15 protein-coding genes are annotated in these 15,236 nt (G+C 70.8%); 3 read left to right on the top strand and 12 right to left on the bottom strand.

Going from position 1 to position 15,236, the window contains the following annotated elements; genetic code table 11:
* Window positions 1-68 precede the first annotated feature (68 nt).
* From NYZ95_RS08685 to NYZ95_RS08665, 5 genes are all read right to left on the bottom strand, one after another.
* Window positions 69-1,139: a BMP family lipoprotein gene (locus NYZ95_RS08685; RefSeq protein ID WP_262850686.1), complete on the bottom strand. Its 1,071-nt coding sequence runs from the start codon at window positions 1,137-1,139 to the stop codon at window positions 69-71.
* 251 nt (window positions 1,140-1,390) lie between these two features.
* The gene (locus NYZ95_RS08680; protein ID WP_262850684.1) at window positions 1,391-2,572 is read right to left on the bottom strand and encodes an amidohydrolase; all 1,182 of its coding nucleotides are present in this window, start codon (window positions 2,570-2,572) and stop codon (window positions 1,391-1,393) included.
* A 110-nt stretch (window positions 2,573-2,682) separates the two neighbouring features.
* Window positions 2,683-3,429: a succinate dehydrogenase/fumarate reductase iron-sulfur subunit gene (locus NYZ95_RS08675; protein WP_262850683.1), complete on the bottom strand. Its 747-nt coding sequence runs from the start codon at window positions 3,427-3,429 to the stop codon at window positions 2,683-2,685.
* A complete protein-coding gene (locus NYZ95_RS08670; RefSeq protein ID WP_262850681.1) occupies window positions 3,426-5,405 on the bottom strand; it encodes a fumarate reductase/succinate dehydrogenase flavoprotein subunit in 1,980 nt (659 codons plus the stop codon). The genes NYZ95_RS08675 and NYZ95_RS08670 overlap by 4 nt, the downstream gene beginning before the upstream one ends.
* A gap of 5 nt (window positions 5,406-5,410) precedes the next feature.
* Entirely contained in the window at window positions 5,411-6,130 is a 720-nt protein-coding gene (locus NYZ95_RS08665) for a succinate dehydrogenase cytochrome b subunit (RefSeq protein ID WP_262850679.1), read from the bottom strand.
* A gap of 87 nt (window positions 6,131-6,217) precedes the next feature.
* Here NYZ95_RS08665 and NYZ95_RS08660 point away from each other — a divergent pair, with 87 nt between their 5' ends.
* The gene (locus NYZ95_RS08660) at window positions 6,218-7,141 is read left to right on the top strand and encodes a LysR family transcriptional regulator (protein WP_262850677.1); all 924 of its coding nucleotides are present in this window, start codon (window positions 6,218-6,220) and stop codon (window positions 7,139-7,141) included.
* Window positions 7,142-7,146: 5 nt separating this feature from the next.
* Here NYZ95_RS08660 and NYZ95_RS08655 read toward each other — a convergent pair whose 3' ends face one another.
* Genes NYZ95_RS08655 through NYZ95_RS08635 form a run of 5 tightly spaced genes read right to left on the bottom strand, consistent with a single transcriptional unit; the run spans window position 7,147 to window position 12,105 of the window.
* Window positions 7,147-8,106 (bottom strand): serine/threonine dehydratase, encoded by a 960-nt coding sequence (locus NYZ95_RS08655; RefSeq protein WP_262850675.1) that lies wholly within the window; start codon window positions 8,104-8,106, stop codon window positions 7,147-7,149.
* The gene (locus NYZ95_RS08650; RefSeq protein WP_262850674.1) at window positions 8,103-9,185 is read right to left on the bottom strand and encodes a YihY/virulence factor BrkB family protein; all 1,083 of its coding nucleotides are present in this window, start codon (window positions 9,183-9,185) and stop codon (window positions 8,103-8,105) included. The genes NYZ95_RS08655 and NYZ95_RS08650 overlap by 4 nt, the downstream gene beginning before the upstream one ends.
* A 34-nt stretch (window positions 9,186-9,219) precedes the next feature.
* The gene (locus NYZ95_RS08645) at window positions 9,220-9,729 is read right to left on the bottom strand and encodes a 2'-5' RNA ligase family protein (RefSeq protein ID WP_262850672.1); all 510 of its coding nucleotides are present in this window, start codon (window positions 9,727-9,729) and stop codon (window positions 9,220-9,222) included.
* Window positions 9,730-9,770: 41 nt separating this feature from the next.
* The gene (gene trpS, locus NYZ95_RS08640; RefSeq protein WP_262850670.1) at window positions 9,771-10,787 is read right to left on the bottom strand and encodes a tryptophan--tRNA ligase; all 1,017 of its coding nucleotides are present in this window, start codon (window positions 10,785-10,787) and stop codon (window positions 9,771-9,773) included.
* Window positions 10,780-12,105: a hemolysin family protein gene (locus NYZ95_RS08635; protein WP_262850668.1), complete on the bottom strand. Its 1,326-nt coding sequence runs from the start codon at window positions 12,103-12,105 to the stop codon at window positions 10,780-10,782. Before NYZ95_RS08635 ends, trpS begins: the two co-directional genes overlap by 8 nt.
* Before the next feature lie 40 nt (window positions 12,106-12,145).
* On the opposite strand from NYZ95_RS08635, the gene galK reads away from it, so the two are divergent.
* Both galK and NYZ95_RS08625 read left to right on the top strand, forming a co-directional pair.
* A complete protein-coding gene (gene galK, locus NYZ95_RS08630; protein ID WP_262850666.1) occupies window positions 12,146-13,264 on the top strand; it encodes a galactokinase in 1,119 nt (372 codons plus the stop codon).
* 91 nt (window positions 13,265-13,355) lie between these two features.
* Entirely contained in the window at window positions 13,356-14,216 is an 861-nt protein-coding gene (locus NYZ95_RS08625; protein WP_262850664.1) for a prephenate dehydratase, read from the top strand.
* 3 nt (window positions 14,217-14,219) lie between these two features.
* Here the strand turns inward: NYZ95_RS08625 and NYZ95_RS08620 are convergent, their stop codons facing one another.
* Together NYZ95_RS08620 and NYZ95_RS08615 are read right to left on the bottom strand one after the other, a co-directional pair.
* Window positions 14,220-14,681: a hypothetical protein gene (locus NYZ95_RS08620; RefSeq protein WP_262850663.1), complete on the bottom strand. Its 462-nt coding sequence runs from the start codon at window positions 14,679-14,681 to the stop codon at window positions 14,220-14,222.
* A gap of 26 nt (window positions 14,682-14,707) precedes the next feature.
* Window positions 14,708-15,016, bottom strand: coding sequence for a hypothetical protein (locus tag NYZ95_RS08615; protein WP_262850661.1), 309 nt, complete (start codon window positions 15,014-15,016; stop codon window positions 14,708-14,710).
* Window positions 15,017-15,236 lie beyond the last annotated feature (220 nt).

Below are 15,236 nucleotides of genomic sequence, written 5' to 3'. Positions count from 1 at the left end.
CGGCAGCACGCCACCCCGGGCCCATCTCGACCACCGTGGAGGGCTGCTCAGCGAGCCCTCCGAGGCGATCACGGCGCGGTCGGAACCTTGATCTCGCCGCTCTTGATCTGATCGGCGTAGCCGTCGAGGTCGCCGATGATGTCGTCGACGAAGCCGCCGGAGGTGGCGTAGCCGACGCCGTCCTTGGCCAGATCGTACGTCTGGTAGCCCGACAGCGGCGAACCCTCGGCCACGGCGCTGATCGCGTCGAAGGCCGCGACGTCGACGCGCTTGAGCATCGAGGTCAGGATGTGCGGCTTCTCCGACTCCGAGGCGGTCTGCCACTGGTCGGAGTCGACGCCGATGGCCCACATGCCGTCGCCGGCCTCGACCGCGGCCTGGAACACGCCCGCACCCGAGCCGCCCGACGCGTGGTAGACCACGTCAGCACCCTGGTCGAACATGCCGGTCGCCGCAGCCTTGCCGCCGGCCGGGTCGTTGAAGCCGCTCGCGTCCGACTCCTCGATGTACTTGACCTGGACCTCGATGTCCGACTTCACGGCCTTGGCGCCCGCGGTGTAGCCGGCCTCGAACTTCTTGATGAGGTCGGAGTTCACGCCACCGACGAAGCCGACGTTGCCGGACTTCGACTTCAGCGCGGCCGCAGCACCGACGAGGAAGGAGCCCTGCTCCTCGGCGAAGGTGAGGTAGGCGACGTTCTCGTTCGGCTGGTCGTCGGGGTCGAAGCCGTCGACGACGTCGAAGTTGATCTCCGGGTAGTCCGGAGCGACCTTGTTGACGGCCTCGCTGTAGAGGAATCCGACCGCGACGATCGGGTTGTGCCCACCGTCGGCGAGCTGACGGAGGCGGTCCTCGCGGGCCGACTCGGCCTCGCCGTCCTGCGCCTCGGCCTCGGTGCACTGCGCACCGAGCTCGTCGACGGCCTTCTTCACACCGACAGCGGCGGCGTCGTTGAACGACTTGTCGCCCTGTCCGCCCACGTCGTAAGCGATGCCGACCTTCGGGCCGTCACCATCGGCGACGCCGCAGTCCAGCGTGTTGCTGCTGCCGGCGTTCTTGTCGTCGCCGTTGTCATCGTCGCTGCCGCAGCCGGCCAGAGCCAGCACGGCCACCGCGGCCAGCGCGGTGATCTTGCCCATTCGACGCAAGAGGACTCCTCAGTCACGAGTTTGTTTCCTCACTCCGGGCCAGCCCCGGAGGATTTTCGAACCATAACCCCGCCGCCCCTTGACACAAGGGCGAACCCCTCGCCGTAAGGAGACCCGATACTCACTTGTTACCCTGGTGGGCGACCTTTGCCTCCAGCCGGGGCGGAGCCAGGTGATTGCCCACAGGCGCGCCGCCTGGACGCTGTCGAAGGTTGCCGTAGTCGCGGCCTCCGGGCACTCTGTCAGACGACCGCCGCGCTGGCCAGCGCCGCCATCGCGAGCACCTTCGCACCGATCGCGACCGCCCGCTCGTCGACGCGCAGGTTGCCCTGGTGGAGGTCGTACGTGGGGCCGCCGGGCGTGCGTGTCCCGAGGCGGCCCATCGATCCGGGGACCGACTCCACGAACCACGCGAAGTCCTCTCCCCCGAGGCTCTGGCTCGTCGTCGTCACCGCGCTCGGGCCCAGCGCCACCGCGGCCGCGTCGCGCAGGATCTCGGTCGACTCGACGTCGTTGACCACCGGCGGCACCCCCTGCGTGTAGGTGACCTCGGCGTCGACCCCGTACGGGGAGACGATCTCGCGCACCAGCGCCCGTACGAGGTGCTCGGCCTCGTGCCAAGCGGTCGCGTCGAGCATGCGCAGGGTCCCGGTGGCCTCGCCGGTCGCGGGGATGACGTTGGGTGCGCTGCCGGCGTTGATGCTGCCCCAGACCAGGCTCGCACCGGCGCGCGGGTCGAGACGTCGCGAGAGCGCGGCCGGCAGCTGGGTGCACAGCGTCGCCAGGGCGAAGGTGAGGTCCTGGGTCAGGTGCGGGCGCGACGTGTGCCCGCCGCGGCCGGTCAGCTGGATACGGACCCGGTCGGCCGCGCCGGTGATCGAACCCTCGCGCAGCCCGACGAGGCCGACGTCGAGCGACGGGTCGCAGTGCAGCGCGAACGTCCGCGAGACCCCGGACAGGGCGCCGGCGGCCAGGACGGCGAGGGCGCCGCCGGGCATGACCTCCTCCGCGGGCTGGAACACCAGCCGCACGCGGACCGGAAGACCGCCGTCGCGGGAGAAGCGGGCGAGCGCGCCGGCGGCCCCGAGCAGGGCGGCGGTGTGCACGTCGTGCCCGCACGCGTGCGCCACACCCGGGACGGTCGAGCGCCACGGGTCCGAGGTCTTGTCGGCGACCGGGAGCGCGTCGAGGTCTGCCCGCAGCGCCACGATCATCCCGTCGTGCTCACCGATGTCGGCGACCAGGCCGGTCGGGTCGAGCCGCTTCGACTCGATGCCGAACTTGTCCAGCCACCGGGCGACGACCTCGGTGGTGCGGTGCTCCTGCCAGGAAAGCTCGGGGTGGGCGTGCAGGTCGCGTCGGACGTCGAGCAGGTCGGGAACGAGCGCATCGACAGCCGAGACGAGGTCTGCAGGGGTGGGCATGCCCCCAGGCTAACGCCCGGCGTTCGGCAGGCGGGCCCGGGCGATGCCGGACGAGACGACGGCCCCGCAGCCGCCGTGAGGCAGCCGCGGGGCCGTCGTACGGGAGACCGTCAGGCCTTGCCCTTCGCGAGGGCGCCGAGCAGGTCGCGGTTGAGGCGCGAGATCGTGTCCAGCGGGATGCCCTTGGGGCAGGCCGCCGTGCACTCACCGATGTTGGTGCAGTTGCCGAAGCCCTCGGCGTCGTGCTGCTCCACCATGCCGATGACCCGCGAGGTCCGCTCCGGCTGTCCCTGAGGGAGCAGACCGAGGTGGGTGATCTTCGCCGCGGTGAAGAGCATCGCGGAGCCGTTGGGGCACGCGGCCACGCAGGCGCCGCAGCCGATGCACGTCGCCGCCTCGAACGCGTGGTCGGCGTCGGCCTTCGGGACCGGCAGGTTGTTGGCCTCCGGGGCCGAACCCGTCGGGGCGCTGATGTAGCCGCCGGCCGCGATGATGCGGTCGAACGCGCCGCGGTCGACGACCAGGTCCTTCACGACCGGGAACGACGAGGAGCGCCAGGGCTCGATGTCGATGACGTCGCCGTCCTTGAACGAACGCATGTGCAGCTGGCACGTGGTCGTGCGCTCAGGACCGTGGGCGAGGCCGTTGATCACCAGGCCGCACATGCCGCAGATGCCCTCGCGGCAGTCGCTGTCGAACGCGATCGGCTCCTCGCCCTCGAGGGTGAGGCGCTCGTTGAGCACGTCGAGCATCTCGAGGAACGACATGTGCTCCGAGACGTGGTCGAGGTCGTAGGCGACCATCTTGCCCTCGGCGGACGGGTTGGCCTGACGCCACACACGAACGGTGATCTTCACTTGTAGCTCCGCTGCTTCATCTCGACGTTCTGGTAGATCAGGGCTTCCTTGTGGAGGATCGGCTTGCCGCCGTCCCCTCCGAACTCCCAGGCGGCCACGTAGGCGAACTCGTCGTCGTGACGCAGCGCCTCGCCGTCCTCGGTCTGGCTCTCGACGCGGAAGTGACCGCCGCACGACTCGCGACGGTGCAGCGCGTCGATGCACATCAGCTCGCCGAGGTCGATGAAGTCGGCCACGCGGCCGGCGCGCTCGAGGGTCTGGTTGAGGTCCTCGTTGACACCGGTCACCTTGACGTTGCGCCAGAACTCGGTGCGCAGCTCACGGATGAGCTCGATCGCCTTGAGCAGGCCGCCCTCGCTGCGGGCCATGCCGCAGTACTCCCACATGATGTTGCCGAGCTCGCGGTGGAACGAGTCGACCGTACGGGTGCCGTTGACCGACAGCAGCTTCTCGATGCGGTCGGTGACCTGCTTCTTGGCCTCGACGGCGGCCGGGTGGGTCTCGTCGATGGCGTCGAACGGCCCGTCGGCGAGGTAGTTCGCCAGCGTGTACGGGAGCACGAAGTAGCCGTCGGCCAGACCCTGCATCAGCGCGCTGGCGCCGAGGCGGTTCGCGCCGTGGTCGGAGAAGTTCGCCTCGCCGGTCACGAACAGGCCGGTGATCGAGCTCTGCAGGTCGTAGTCGACCCAGAGCCCGCCCATCGTGTAGTGGACCGCCGGGTAGATCCGCATCGGCGTCTCGTACGGGTTCTCGCCGGTGATCTGGGCGTACATGTCGAAGAGGTTGCCGTACTTCGCCTCGACGGTGTCGCGCCCCAGACGCGTGATCGCGTCCGCGAAGTCCAGGTAGACGCCGAGGCCGCCGGGACCGACGCCACGTCCCTCGTCGCAGACGTACTTGGCGGCACGCGAGGCGATGTCGCGGGGCACCAGGTTGCCGAAGGAGGGGTACTGCCGCTCCAGGTAGTAGTCGCGGTCCTCCTCGGGGATCTGCGAGGCAGGACGGTCGTCGCCGGCCTTCTTCGGGACCCAGATGCGGCCGTCGTTGCGCAGCGACTCGCTCATCAGCGTGAGCTTGGACTGGTAGTCGCCCGAGACGGGGATGCAGGTCGGGTGGATCTGCGTGTAGCAGGGGTTGCCGAAGTAGGCGCCCTTGCGGTGCGCACGCCAGTTGGCGGTGACGTTGCAGCCCATCGCGTTCGTCGACAGGAAGAAGACGTTGCCGTAGCCGCCGGTGGCCAGCACCACGGCGTCGGCGAAGTGGGTCTCGATCTCGCCGGTCACCATGTCGCGGACGATCACGCCGCGGGCACGCCCGTCGGCGACGATCACCTCGAGCATCTCGTGCCGTGTGTGGTTGACGACCGTGCCGGCCGCGACCTGACGCTCCAGCGCCTGGTAGGCGCCGAGCAGCAGCTGCTGGCCCGTCTGGCCGCGGGCGTAGAACGTGCGCGACACCTGGACGCCGCCGAAGGAGCGGTTGTCGAGCAGGCCGCCGTACTCGCGCGCGAACGGCACGCCCTGCGCGACGCACTGGTCGATGATCTCGACCGAGACCTGCGCCAGGCGGTAGACGTTCGACTCGCGGCTGCGGAAGTCGCCGCCCTTCACCGTGTCGTAGAAGAGGCGGTAGATCGAGTCGCCGTCGTTGCGGTAGTTCTTCGCGGCGTTGATGCCACCCTGCGCGGCGATCGAGTGCGCGCGACGGGGGCTGTCCTGGTAGCAGAAGCTCGTGACCTGGTAGCCGGCCTCGCCCAGCGTGGCGGCGGCCGAGGCGCCGGCGAGGCCGGTGCCGACGATGATCACCTTGAGCTTGCGGCGGTTGGCCGGGTTGACGAGCTTCGCCTCGAAGCGACGGGTGTCCCAGCGCTTCGTCACGTCGACGTCGGGCGCCTTCGTGTCGGCGATCGGCGCACCGAGGTCGTACAGGTCGGTGAAGTCGTCGGTGCGTGCTTCAGTGTTGACGGTCACGGTCATGGGGTTCAGCCCACCCATCCGAAGAAGATGGCGAACGGCGGCACGAGGAACCCGAGGGTGATGATCCCGGCCACGGCGTACGCGAGGACGTTGAGGTTGCGGCGCGCCTTCACGCTGGTGTTGGCGCCGAGGGTCATGCCGGCGGCCCACACGCCGTGCCGGAGGTGGAACCCGACCGCGAGCAGCGCGAGCGTGTACGCGAGCACCATGTACCACTCGCTGAACGTGTTCATCACCCGCACGTACGGGCTCGGCGACGCGCCGCCGGGAGCGATGTCGTTCGTCGTCAGGTTGAGCAGGTGGAAGATGATGAACAGGAAGATGATGACGCCGCCCCAGCGCAGGGTGAACGACGCGTAGGTGCGCTGGAAGCCGCGCTTGTTCTGCTTCGACTTGTAGCGCGGCCCCGAACCCACCCGCGTCGCCTTGCGGTCGCGGATCGTCAGCACCACCGCCGAGTAGACGTGCGCGATGATCGCGGCCAGCAGGACCACGCGGATGATCCAGAGCGCGCCCTCGTACGGAAGGATCGGCTCGCCCAGGGTGCGGAGGTGGTGCGAGTACTCGTCGAACTTCACCTGGCCGCTGAAGACCTTGAGGTTGCCGTACATGTGAAGCAGGAGGTAGCCGACCATGAGGAGGCCGCTGACCGCCATGAGCGCTTTGAGCGCGACGGTGGAACGCCGTGCGCCCACCCGCTGCTTGGTCATCTCGGTTGTCGCCACCTGATCACGATAGGCCGGAGGATGGCGAGTGCGCCAAGTCATACTAAGGCTCACTTTCATAGCCGATGGCTATGGAACACTGGAGGGGTGCAGATCCACCAGCTCGGATACTTCGTCGCCGTGGCCCGGACCCGGCACTTCACCCAGGCCGCCGAGGAGTGCGGCGTCTCCCAGCCCACCCTGTCCAAGCAGATCCGCGTGCTCGAGAACTCCCTCGGTACGGCGCTGTTCGCCCGCGAGCGCGGGGACGTCCGCCTGACACCCGCGGGCGAGGCGCTCCTCCCCCACGCCCAGGAGATCCTCATCGAGGTCGACGAGGGGCAGCGGGCGGTGCGCGAGGTCAGCGGCCTCCAGCGCGGGCGCGTACGCGTCGGCGCGACGCCGTCGATGTGGGACGGACTGATGGCCGACGCCATGGTGGCGTTCCGGTCGGCGTACCCGGGCATCGAGCTCGAGGTCACCGAAGGCGGCTCACGGCTGCTCACCCGTGACCTGGGACGTGGCGCGCTCGACCTGGCCCTCGTCATCGTGCCGTTGCGGGGGGACGACCCCGACCTGGTGGCGACGCCGCTGCTGCGCGAGCGCCTGGTCGTCGCGGGGCCCGCCGACGGGCCGGGGCTCGGTCCGGGACCGGTCACCGTCAGTGACCTCGAGGGCGTGCCGCTCGTCATGTTCCGCGAGGGCTACGACCTGCGCGACACGACGACCAACGCGTGCCTCGACGCCGGGTTCGAGCCGACGATGGCGATCGAGGGCGGCGAGATGAACGCCGTCCTGCGGTTCGTGGAGGCGGGGCTCGGCTACGCCGTCGTGCCCAGCATGGTGCTCGCCTCGCGGCCCGGCCTGCGAGCGACGCCCATCGTCTCGCCCGAGCTCACCCGGACCATCGCGCTCGCCCACCGGCGGACCCTCGCGATGCCCCTGGCCTCGCAGGCGTTCCGGGACCAGCTCGTGGAGCACCTGCACGGCCTCGCCGCCGACCAGCTGGGCGACGTGGACCTCATCGGCTGACGCTCTCAGGCCGACACCGGCGCGACGACGTCCTCCGGGACCGTCGGGTGGTTGGCCCCCGAGATCACGACGACCACGGTCTCGCCGTCACGGACGTCGACCTTGCCCGCCACCAGCGCGGCCAGCGCGGTCACGCCGCCCGGCTCCGCGAGGACCCGGCACTCCTCCCAGAGCAGCCGCCGCGCAGCCAGGATCTGGTCGTCGCTCACCAGCAGCGGCTCCGCCTCGAGCGCGCGCGCCACGGCGAAGGCACGCTCGCCCACGCGCCCCGCGCCGAGTGAGTCCGCCGCCACGCCCGAGACCTCGACGTCGACACGCTCACCGGCCTCCAGCGACGCGGCCAGCGACGGGCATCGCTCCGGCTCGACCGGCACCACGGGCATCTGGTCACGCAGCGCGAGCGCCGTGCCGCTGTACAGCCCGCCGCCACCGCACGGGACCAGCACCCGGCGGGCGTACGGGGCCTGGTCGCCGATCTCGATCCCCACCCCGGCCGCGCCCGCGACGATCGCGTCCGCGTCGTAGGCGTGGACGGGGACGACGGCGCGGCCCTGCGCCCACTCCAGCGACGCCTCGTACGCGTTGGCGTAGTACCCGTCGACCACGTGCGCCGTCGCGCCGTACCGCTCGATCCGGCGCACCTTCTCGACCGGCGACGTCGCCGGGACGAAGACGTCGGCCTCGATCCCCGCGATGCCGCACGCCCAGGCCACGGCCGCGCCGTGGTTGCCGCCCGACGCCGCCACGGCGCCCGTCGTCCCCTCCGGCATGCCGAGGACGGTGTTGAGGGCGCCGCGGGCCTTGAACGAGCCGGTGTGCTGGAGGAGCTCGAGCTTCAGCAGCACGCGCCCACCGACTCCCAGGTCCCCGCCGGCGATCTCGACGACCGGCGTCCGGCGCACCATCGACCGCAGCCGCGCGTACGTCTCCTCGATCTGTTCGCGCTCGGGCAACACCACCGTCACTGCCTGCTCCTCGCCTTGTCGTGCCGTACCCAGGCCCACGCCGCGGCGGCGAGCGCCCCCGCTACCAGCAACGTACGAGACGGAGCGAGCACCTCGCGACGCTCGGCGGGCGCCGCCACCGGGGCCACACCTCCCGCCTCGACGCCGTCGAAGGCCGGGACGACGTGCGGGACCACCTCGACCCCGCGACGCCGCGCCTCAGGAGCGGTCACGGCCCACGACGCGCCGTAGATCGTGAGCTGGGCGAAGTAGTAGATCCAGACCAGCAGCGTCACCGACAACGCCAGCGACGCGAGCGCACCACCGGCGGCCGCACCCAGGATGAGTGACGCGAGCTGCTTGACGACCTCGAAGCCCACGGCTGCCACGATCGCGCCGCGCCAGAGCGCGTGGTCGGGCACGTCGGTGTGCGGAAGGATCTTGTAGAGGGCGAAGAACAGCAGCGCACCCGAGGCGACGCCGAGGACGACGCTCAGGACCTTCACGGCGAGGTCGACCGGCGTGCTGTCGACTCCGATCGCGCGCAGCAGGTCCCCTGTGTACTGGGTGACGGCGCCCGAGATGCCGACGGTGACCAGCAGGATCAGCCCCACGAGCACCAGCGTGGCGAGGTCGCGCAGCTTGCCCGGCAGGAACCCGTACGACCTCTGCGGCGGCACCTCGAAGGCTCCCTCGAGCGACGTGCGCAGGTTGGAGACGAACCCGAGACCGGTGTACAGCACACCCAGGGCGCCGAGGACGCCGGCGATGTTGCGGGTGGCCGCGATCTGGTCGAACGAGATCTTGCCGGCGGGCGGCGGGTCCTGCGTGGTCACGATCCCGGGCAGGATCTGGTTGATCGCCGTCTCGAGGGCGTCCTGCACCCCGGGGAAGTACTCGGCGACGTAGCCCACCACGAAGAACGCGAGCGCGAGGATCGGGAAGACCGACAAGAAGCCGAAGTACGTGATGCCGCCGGAGAGGATGCTGCCCCGGACCCGCCCGAAGTGCTGCACGGTGCGGACGACGTGGTCGACGAACGGCCACCGGCGCCGTACACCTGCGAACCACGCCTTCAGCCGCGCGATGAGCCTTCCCACCAGCCGTTCCCCCGTCTCGGCCCGTGCAGGGCCGTCAGCCGAGCTCGAACTCCCGGAACGGCACCCAGCCTGCCTCGTCATCGTGCAGGTACACCGCGAACGCCTGCACCTCGAACTCGCACTCGAAGTCGGCCAACGCCTCGTACGCGTGGTCGAGCGCGTCGTCGCTCAGCCGGTGGGCGACGGTGACGTGCGGGTGGAACGGGAACTCCAGCTCCCCCTCCAGCAATCCGTCGCGGACGTGCTTGGCGAGCTGCTCGGTGCTGGAGATGCCCTCGCTCACCGCGACGAACACCACCGGCGAGATCGGACGGAACGTGCCGGTGCCGCGCAGCCGCATCGTGAACGGCTCCACGTTCGTCGCGTCCACCGTGAGCTTGGCGTAGATCTGCTCCAAGGCGTGGTCGGCGACCTCGGTCGGCGGCAGCAGCGTCACGTGCGAGGGGACGAGCACCGCCTGCGGGTCGCCGAACTCGGCTCGGCGCTCGCGCAACTCGCTGCCCCAAGGGTCAGGAACGGGAATAGCGACGCCGATCGTGGGCATGGCGACCACCCTAGCGTCCGCAGGCACGTCCCGGTCGAGGCCTACGACGCGCGTACGAAGCCCACCCGGTCGTAGACGTCGCGCAGCGTCTTGGACGCGACCTCCCGGGCCTGCTGGGCGCCGTCGCGCAGGATCGCGTCCAGCTCTGCCTTGTCGTCGAGCAGCTCGTTGGTGCGCTCACGCAGGGGCGTCACGAACTCGGACACGACCTCCCCGAGGTCGACCTTGAACGCGCCGTAGCCCTGCCCTTCGTACTGCGCGACGATCTCGTCGACCGGGCGTCCGGTGAGGGCGGCGTAGATCGAGAGCAGGTTGGAGACGCCGGGCTTGTTCTCGCGGTCGAAGCGCACCTCACCGTCGGAGTCGGTGACGGCGGAGCGGATCTTCTTCGCGGCCGACTTCGGCTCCTCGAGGATCTCCAGGATGCCCTTGGGCGACGACGCCGACTTGCTCATCTTGATCGTCGGGTCCTGGAGGTCCAGGATCTTGGCGGTGTCGGACACGATGAACGGCTCCGGCACGGTGAACGTGTCGCCGTAGCGTGCGTTGAAGCGCTGCGCGAGGTCGCGGGTGAGCTCGAGGTGCTGGCGCTGGTCCTCGCCGACGGGCACGCCGTCGGCCTGGTAGAGCAGCACGTCCGCCGCCATGAGGACGGGGTACGTGAAGAGGCCGACCGACGCCGCCTCGACGCCGCCCTTGGCCGACTTGTCCTTGAACTGCGTCATGCGCCGCGCCTCGCCGAAGCCGGTGAGGCAGTTCAGGACCCAGGCGAGCTCGGCGTGCTCGGGGACGTGGCTCTGGACGAAGAGCGTGCTGCGCTTCGGGTCCAGCCCCAGCGCGAGCAGCTGGGCCGCGGCGCGGTACGTGCGGTCGTGCACGGTCGCCGGGTCGAACGCGACCGTGATCGCGTGCAGGTCGGGGATGAAGTAGTAGGCGTCGTAGTCCTCCTGGAGCGCCACCCAGTGCCGCAGCGCTCCGAGGTAGTTGCCGAGGTGGAACGAGTCCGCGGTCGGCTGGATACCGGAGAGCACACGGGGGCGGGTGGTCGCGTCAGGCATGGTCCGATTCTGCCAGCCCGCTCTCGCGCTCCGCGTCGACGTCCGGCTCGGCCTCCACGCGCAGGCGCGACGCGCGTCGCCCGTCCATCGCCGAGACGGTGAGGCGGTGGCCGTCGAGACGGACGGAGTCGCCGACGGCCGGGATCCGACCCAGCCGCGCCACGACGTACCCGGCGATCGTCTCGAACGGGCCCTCGGGGAGCTCGATGCCGGTCTCGTCGGCGAACGCGTCGCGGTTGAGCAGCCCGTCGACCTCCATCGCCCCGCCGTGGAGGCGGGTGGTCTCGGCGTCGGCGGTGTCGTACTCGTCACGGATGTCGCCGACCAGCTCCTCGACGAGGTCCTCGAGGGTGACGATCCCATCCGTGCCGCCGTACTCGTCGAGGACGATCGCGAGGTGGATCTTGGCGCGCCGCATGTCCGTGATCGCCGCCAGCACGTTGCGGGTGCCCGGGATCCGCATGACCTCGCGGACGAGGTCGCCGACTCGTACGGAGCGGTCGCGCATGCCGGGGTCGAACAGGTCGCGCACGTGCACGAACCCCTCGACCTCGTCGGCGCTGCTGCGGATGACCGGGTAGCGGGAGTGCGGCTTCTCCCGAGCCAGCTGGACCGCCTTGTAGACGGGGGTCGCGACGTCCATGAAGTCGACCTCGGTGCGCGGCAGCATCACCTCGCGCACCTGCAGGTCGCCGGCGGCGAAGACGTCCTCGACGATGCGGCGCTCCTCGTCGGACAAGCCGTGCGTGGTCTGCACGAGACCTCGCAGCTCGACGTCGGTGATCTCCTCGCGCGCGGCGGAGGGATCGCCCCCGAGCATCCGGACCACGAAGTTCGTCGAGACCGACAGCAGCCAGATCACCGGGGTCGCGACTTTGGCGATGGCGTCCACCCCCGGGGCCAGAGCGAGGGAGAACGAGACCGCGTGCTGCATCGCGAGGCGCTTCGCGGTGAGCTCGGAGAACACGATGGACAGGTAGGAGATGAAGACCGTCACGAGGACCAGCGCGAGGGCGGAGGCGACACCGCTCGACATCCCGGCCTCCACGAAGAGCGGGCTCAGGTCGTTCGCGAGGGTGGCGCCGCCGAAGGCCGCCGACAGGAAGCCGGACAGGGTGACGCCGATCTGCACCGCGGACAGGAAGCGGTTGGGGTCGGAGGCCAGGCGGGCGACCGTCGCTCCACGCTTGCCGCGGCTCGCGATCTCGGGAAGCTGGGAGTCGCGCAACGACACCAGCGCCATCTCCGCCGCCGCGAACACGCCGCCGAGGAGGATGAACACGAGTACGAGGGCGATGTTCCACAGGGTCTCGTCCACCCCTCCAGCGTAGCCAGAGGGCATGCGCGAGGATGGCCGCATGACGGCACCGCAGCCCCTGGCCCCTGGCGAGATCGGCACGTGGGCCGCACCTGGCCGCGTCAACCTCATCGGTGAGCACCTCGACTACGTGGGTGGCCCCGTGATGCCGATCGCGCTCGACCTGCGCACCACGGTGAAGGTCCGCAGGCGCGACGACGGGCGGGTGCGCGTCTGGTCGGGGATCTCGGACCGCTCGGTGGAGTTCGGCGCCGACACGACGCCGGGCGACGTCAAGGGCTGGGCCCGCTACGTCGCCGGGACCGTGTGGGCGCTGGCGCAGTCCGGGCACCGTACGGGCGGTGCCGACCTCGTCGTCTCCTCCGACGTCCCGCTCGGCGCTGGCTTGTCGAGCTCGGCCGCGCTCGAGTGCGGCGTGGCCGTCGCGCTCGCCGGCGCCGAGGGCTGGGAGATCGACCCGATCACGCTGGCGCTGACCTGCCAGCGGGGCGAGAACGAGTACGTCGGCGCGCCGACCGGGTCGATGGACCAGCTCGCGTCGCTGTGCGGCGAGAAGGGCCACGCGCTCATGATCGAGACCGCGCCGACGCCACCGTCGGTACGCGCGGTGCCCGCGCACTGGGTCGAGGACGGCTACGCCCTGGTCGTCGTCGACACGCAGGCGAAGCACAGCCTGGCCACCGGCGAGTACGGCGTGCGGCGCGCGCAGACCGAGGAGCTGGGCGAGCTGCTGGGCGTCGACCGGCTGGCGAGCGCGCCGCCGGACGCGGTGCTGAAGGTCGACGACCCGGTGCTCAAGGCGCGGCTGCGCCACGTCATCACCGAGACCCAGCGCGTACGGTCTGCCGCGCGGGCGCTGTCGTCCCGCGACTGGGCACAGTTCGGGCAGCTGATGTCCGCGTCGCACGCGTCCTTGCGCGACGACTACGAGGTGAGCGCGCCCGAGCTCGACCTCACCGTGGAGACCGCGATGGAGAACGGCGCGCTCGGCGCCCGGATGACCGGCGGCGGGTTCGGCGGGTCGGCGATCGCGCTCGTCGAGGCCGATCGTGTCGAGGCCGTGGGCGAGGCCGTGGCCGCCGCCTTCGCGCGGGTCGACTTCACGGCGCCGCGGACGTTCGTGGTCGCGCCCGCCGACGGCGCGACCCGCCTCTCCTGACCCTCGCGAGAGACCCTGGGCCCCCTCGCGAGAGACCCTGGGCCCCCTCGCGAGAGACCGCGCGTACGGTCGCGATGCGATGATGGGCGCCGTGAGCCTCGACCTCGACCTCCCCCGCCGCATCGCCTACCAGGGCGAGCCCGGCGCCAACTCGCACATCGCCTGCGCCGACGCGTACCCCGACTGGGAGCCGATGGCGTGCGCGTCGTTCGAGGACGCGTTCGCGGCGGTGACCGACGGGAGCGCGGGGCTCGCGATGATCCCGATCGACAACACGCTCGCCGGCCGCGTCGCCGACATCCACCACTTCCTGCCGACGTCCGGGCTGCACATCGTCGGCGAGTACTTCCTCCCGATCCACTTCGACCTGCTCGCCGTCCCCGGGGCGACGCTGGACCAGATCACCGAGGTCCACAGCCACGTCCACGCCCTCGGCCAGTGCCGGCGCATCATCCGCGAGCACGGGCTCACCCCGGTCATCGCCGGCGACACCGCCGGCGCAGCACGCGAGGTCGCGGAGTGGGGCGACCCGACGAAGGCCGCGCTGGCGACGCCGCTGGCCGCCCGGACGTACGGGCTCGAGACGCTGGCGAGCACCGTCGAGGACGAGGAGCACAACACGACGCGGTTCGTCGTACTCTCGCGTCAGCCGGAGGTGCCGCCGCCGGGCGACTGGCCGACCGTGACGACGTTCGTGTTCCACGTCCGCAACATCCCGGCGGCGCTCTACAAGGCGCTCGGAGGCTTCGCCACCAACGGGATCAACATGACGAAGCTCGAGAGCTACATGGTCGGCGGCACGTTCGCCGCGACGATGTTCCTCGTGGAGGTCGACGGCCACCCGGACGACCCGCCGCTGGCGCGTGCGCTGGAGGAGCTGGCGTTCTTCTCGACCGACGTGCAGATCATGGGCGTCTACCCCGCCCACCCGCACCGCTTCGCCGACGCCTGACGATCAGCCCCGCCACTCGGCATCCCGCAGGCGCTGGAGGCGCCGCTCCCCCCGGGTCAGGTACACCTCCATCATCTGGCCGGCCACCCGCGCGGAGAGCGCGACGACGCCCACCGCGAGGAGCGCCGAAACCTTCAGGGTGATCATCCCGAAGAGGGCGACGGCGAATGCCATGCTGCCGCCGAGGCTCAGGGACAACGCTGCACGCCGCGCCGCGTGAGCCGAGGACGATTCACCGGGACGGGCGGGAAGCGTCCAGCCCGCGACGACGCTCCACACGACGACCAGCGCCAGTCCGCCCGCGAGGAGCCCGAGGTCGTACTCGTCGACCACGCCGATCGGCAGCAGCGCGGCCACCACCAGGGCCAGGCTCACCAGCAGCGAGGCCCACGCGGCAGTCTTCGTCGGTGCGGACCTCGGTCGAGGCGGACGCACCAGCGAACGGCGGGCGCCTCGCGTGACCACGGGCGGGTACCCTACCGGACGCACAGTCACCGCCGAAGCTTCTCCACGGCGATGAGGGCGGCCCTCGTACGGGCAGTCTCGGCAGCCAGCTCGGCCTCAGCCGCGGCAACGCGAGCCGCCTCCCATCGCCGCTGCTCGAAGGCCCATCGCTCCCGGTCTCGCCAGCGGCCCTGCGCACGTTCCGCCCGGGTCTCTCCGCCCTCGACGAACTCACCGGCGACGAAGACGGCGACGCCGACGAGGTGGAGCATCCACAGCCAGAGCGGAGGGTCAGACGAGACCGTCGTCAACGCCGCGCCGGTGACGAAGACGATGAACCCGCCGTGGCTCAGCACCAGCCCGCCTCGCCGCAGGCCGAACGACCAGCGCGTCTCCTCAGGACGGCACGATCATGCGCTCGCGTCCAGCCGATCGGCAGCATCACCAGGACGATCAACCCTGTCCCCGACGTCACGAGGGCGAGGATCGCGACCTCGACTCGCGTACGTCTAGGTCGTCCCGCACGTGCGAGCCGTCGATCGCCCCGACGAGACATGGCTGGACCCTATCGCCGCC

Origin of the sequence: Mumia quercus (genome assembly GCF_025506335.1) — a bacterium.
GTDB lineage: Bacteria > Actinomycetota > Actinomycetes > Propionibacteriales > Nocardioidaceae > Mumia > Mumia quercus.
Note: the sequence above shows the minus strand (reverse complement) of the source record. Positions and strands in the feature narration are given on the sequence as shown.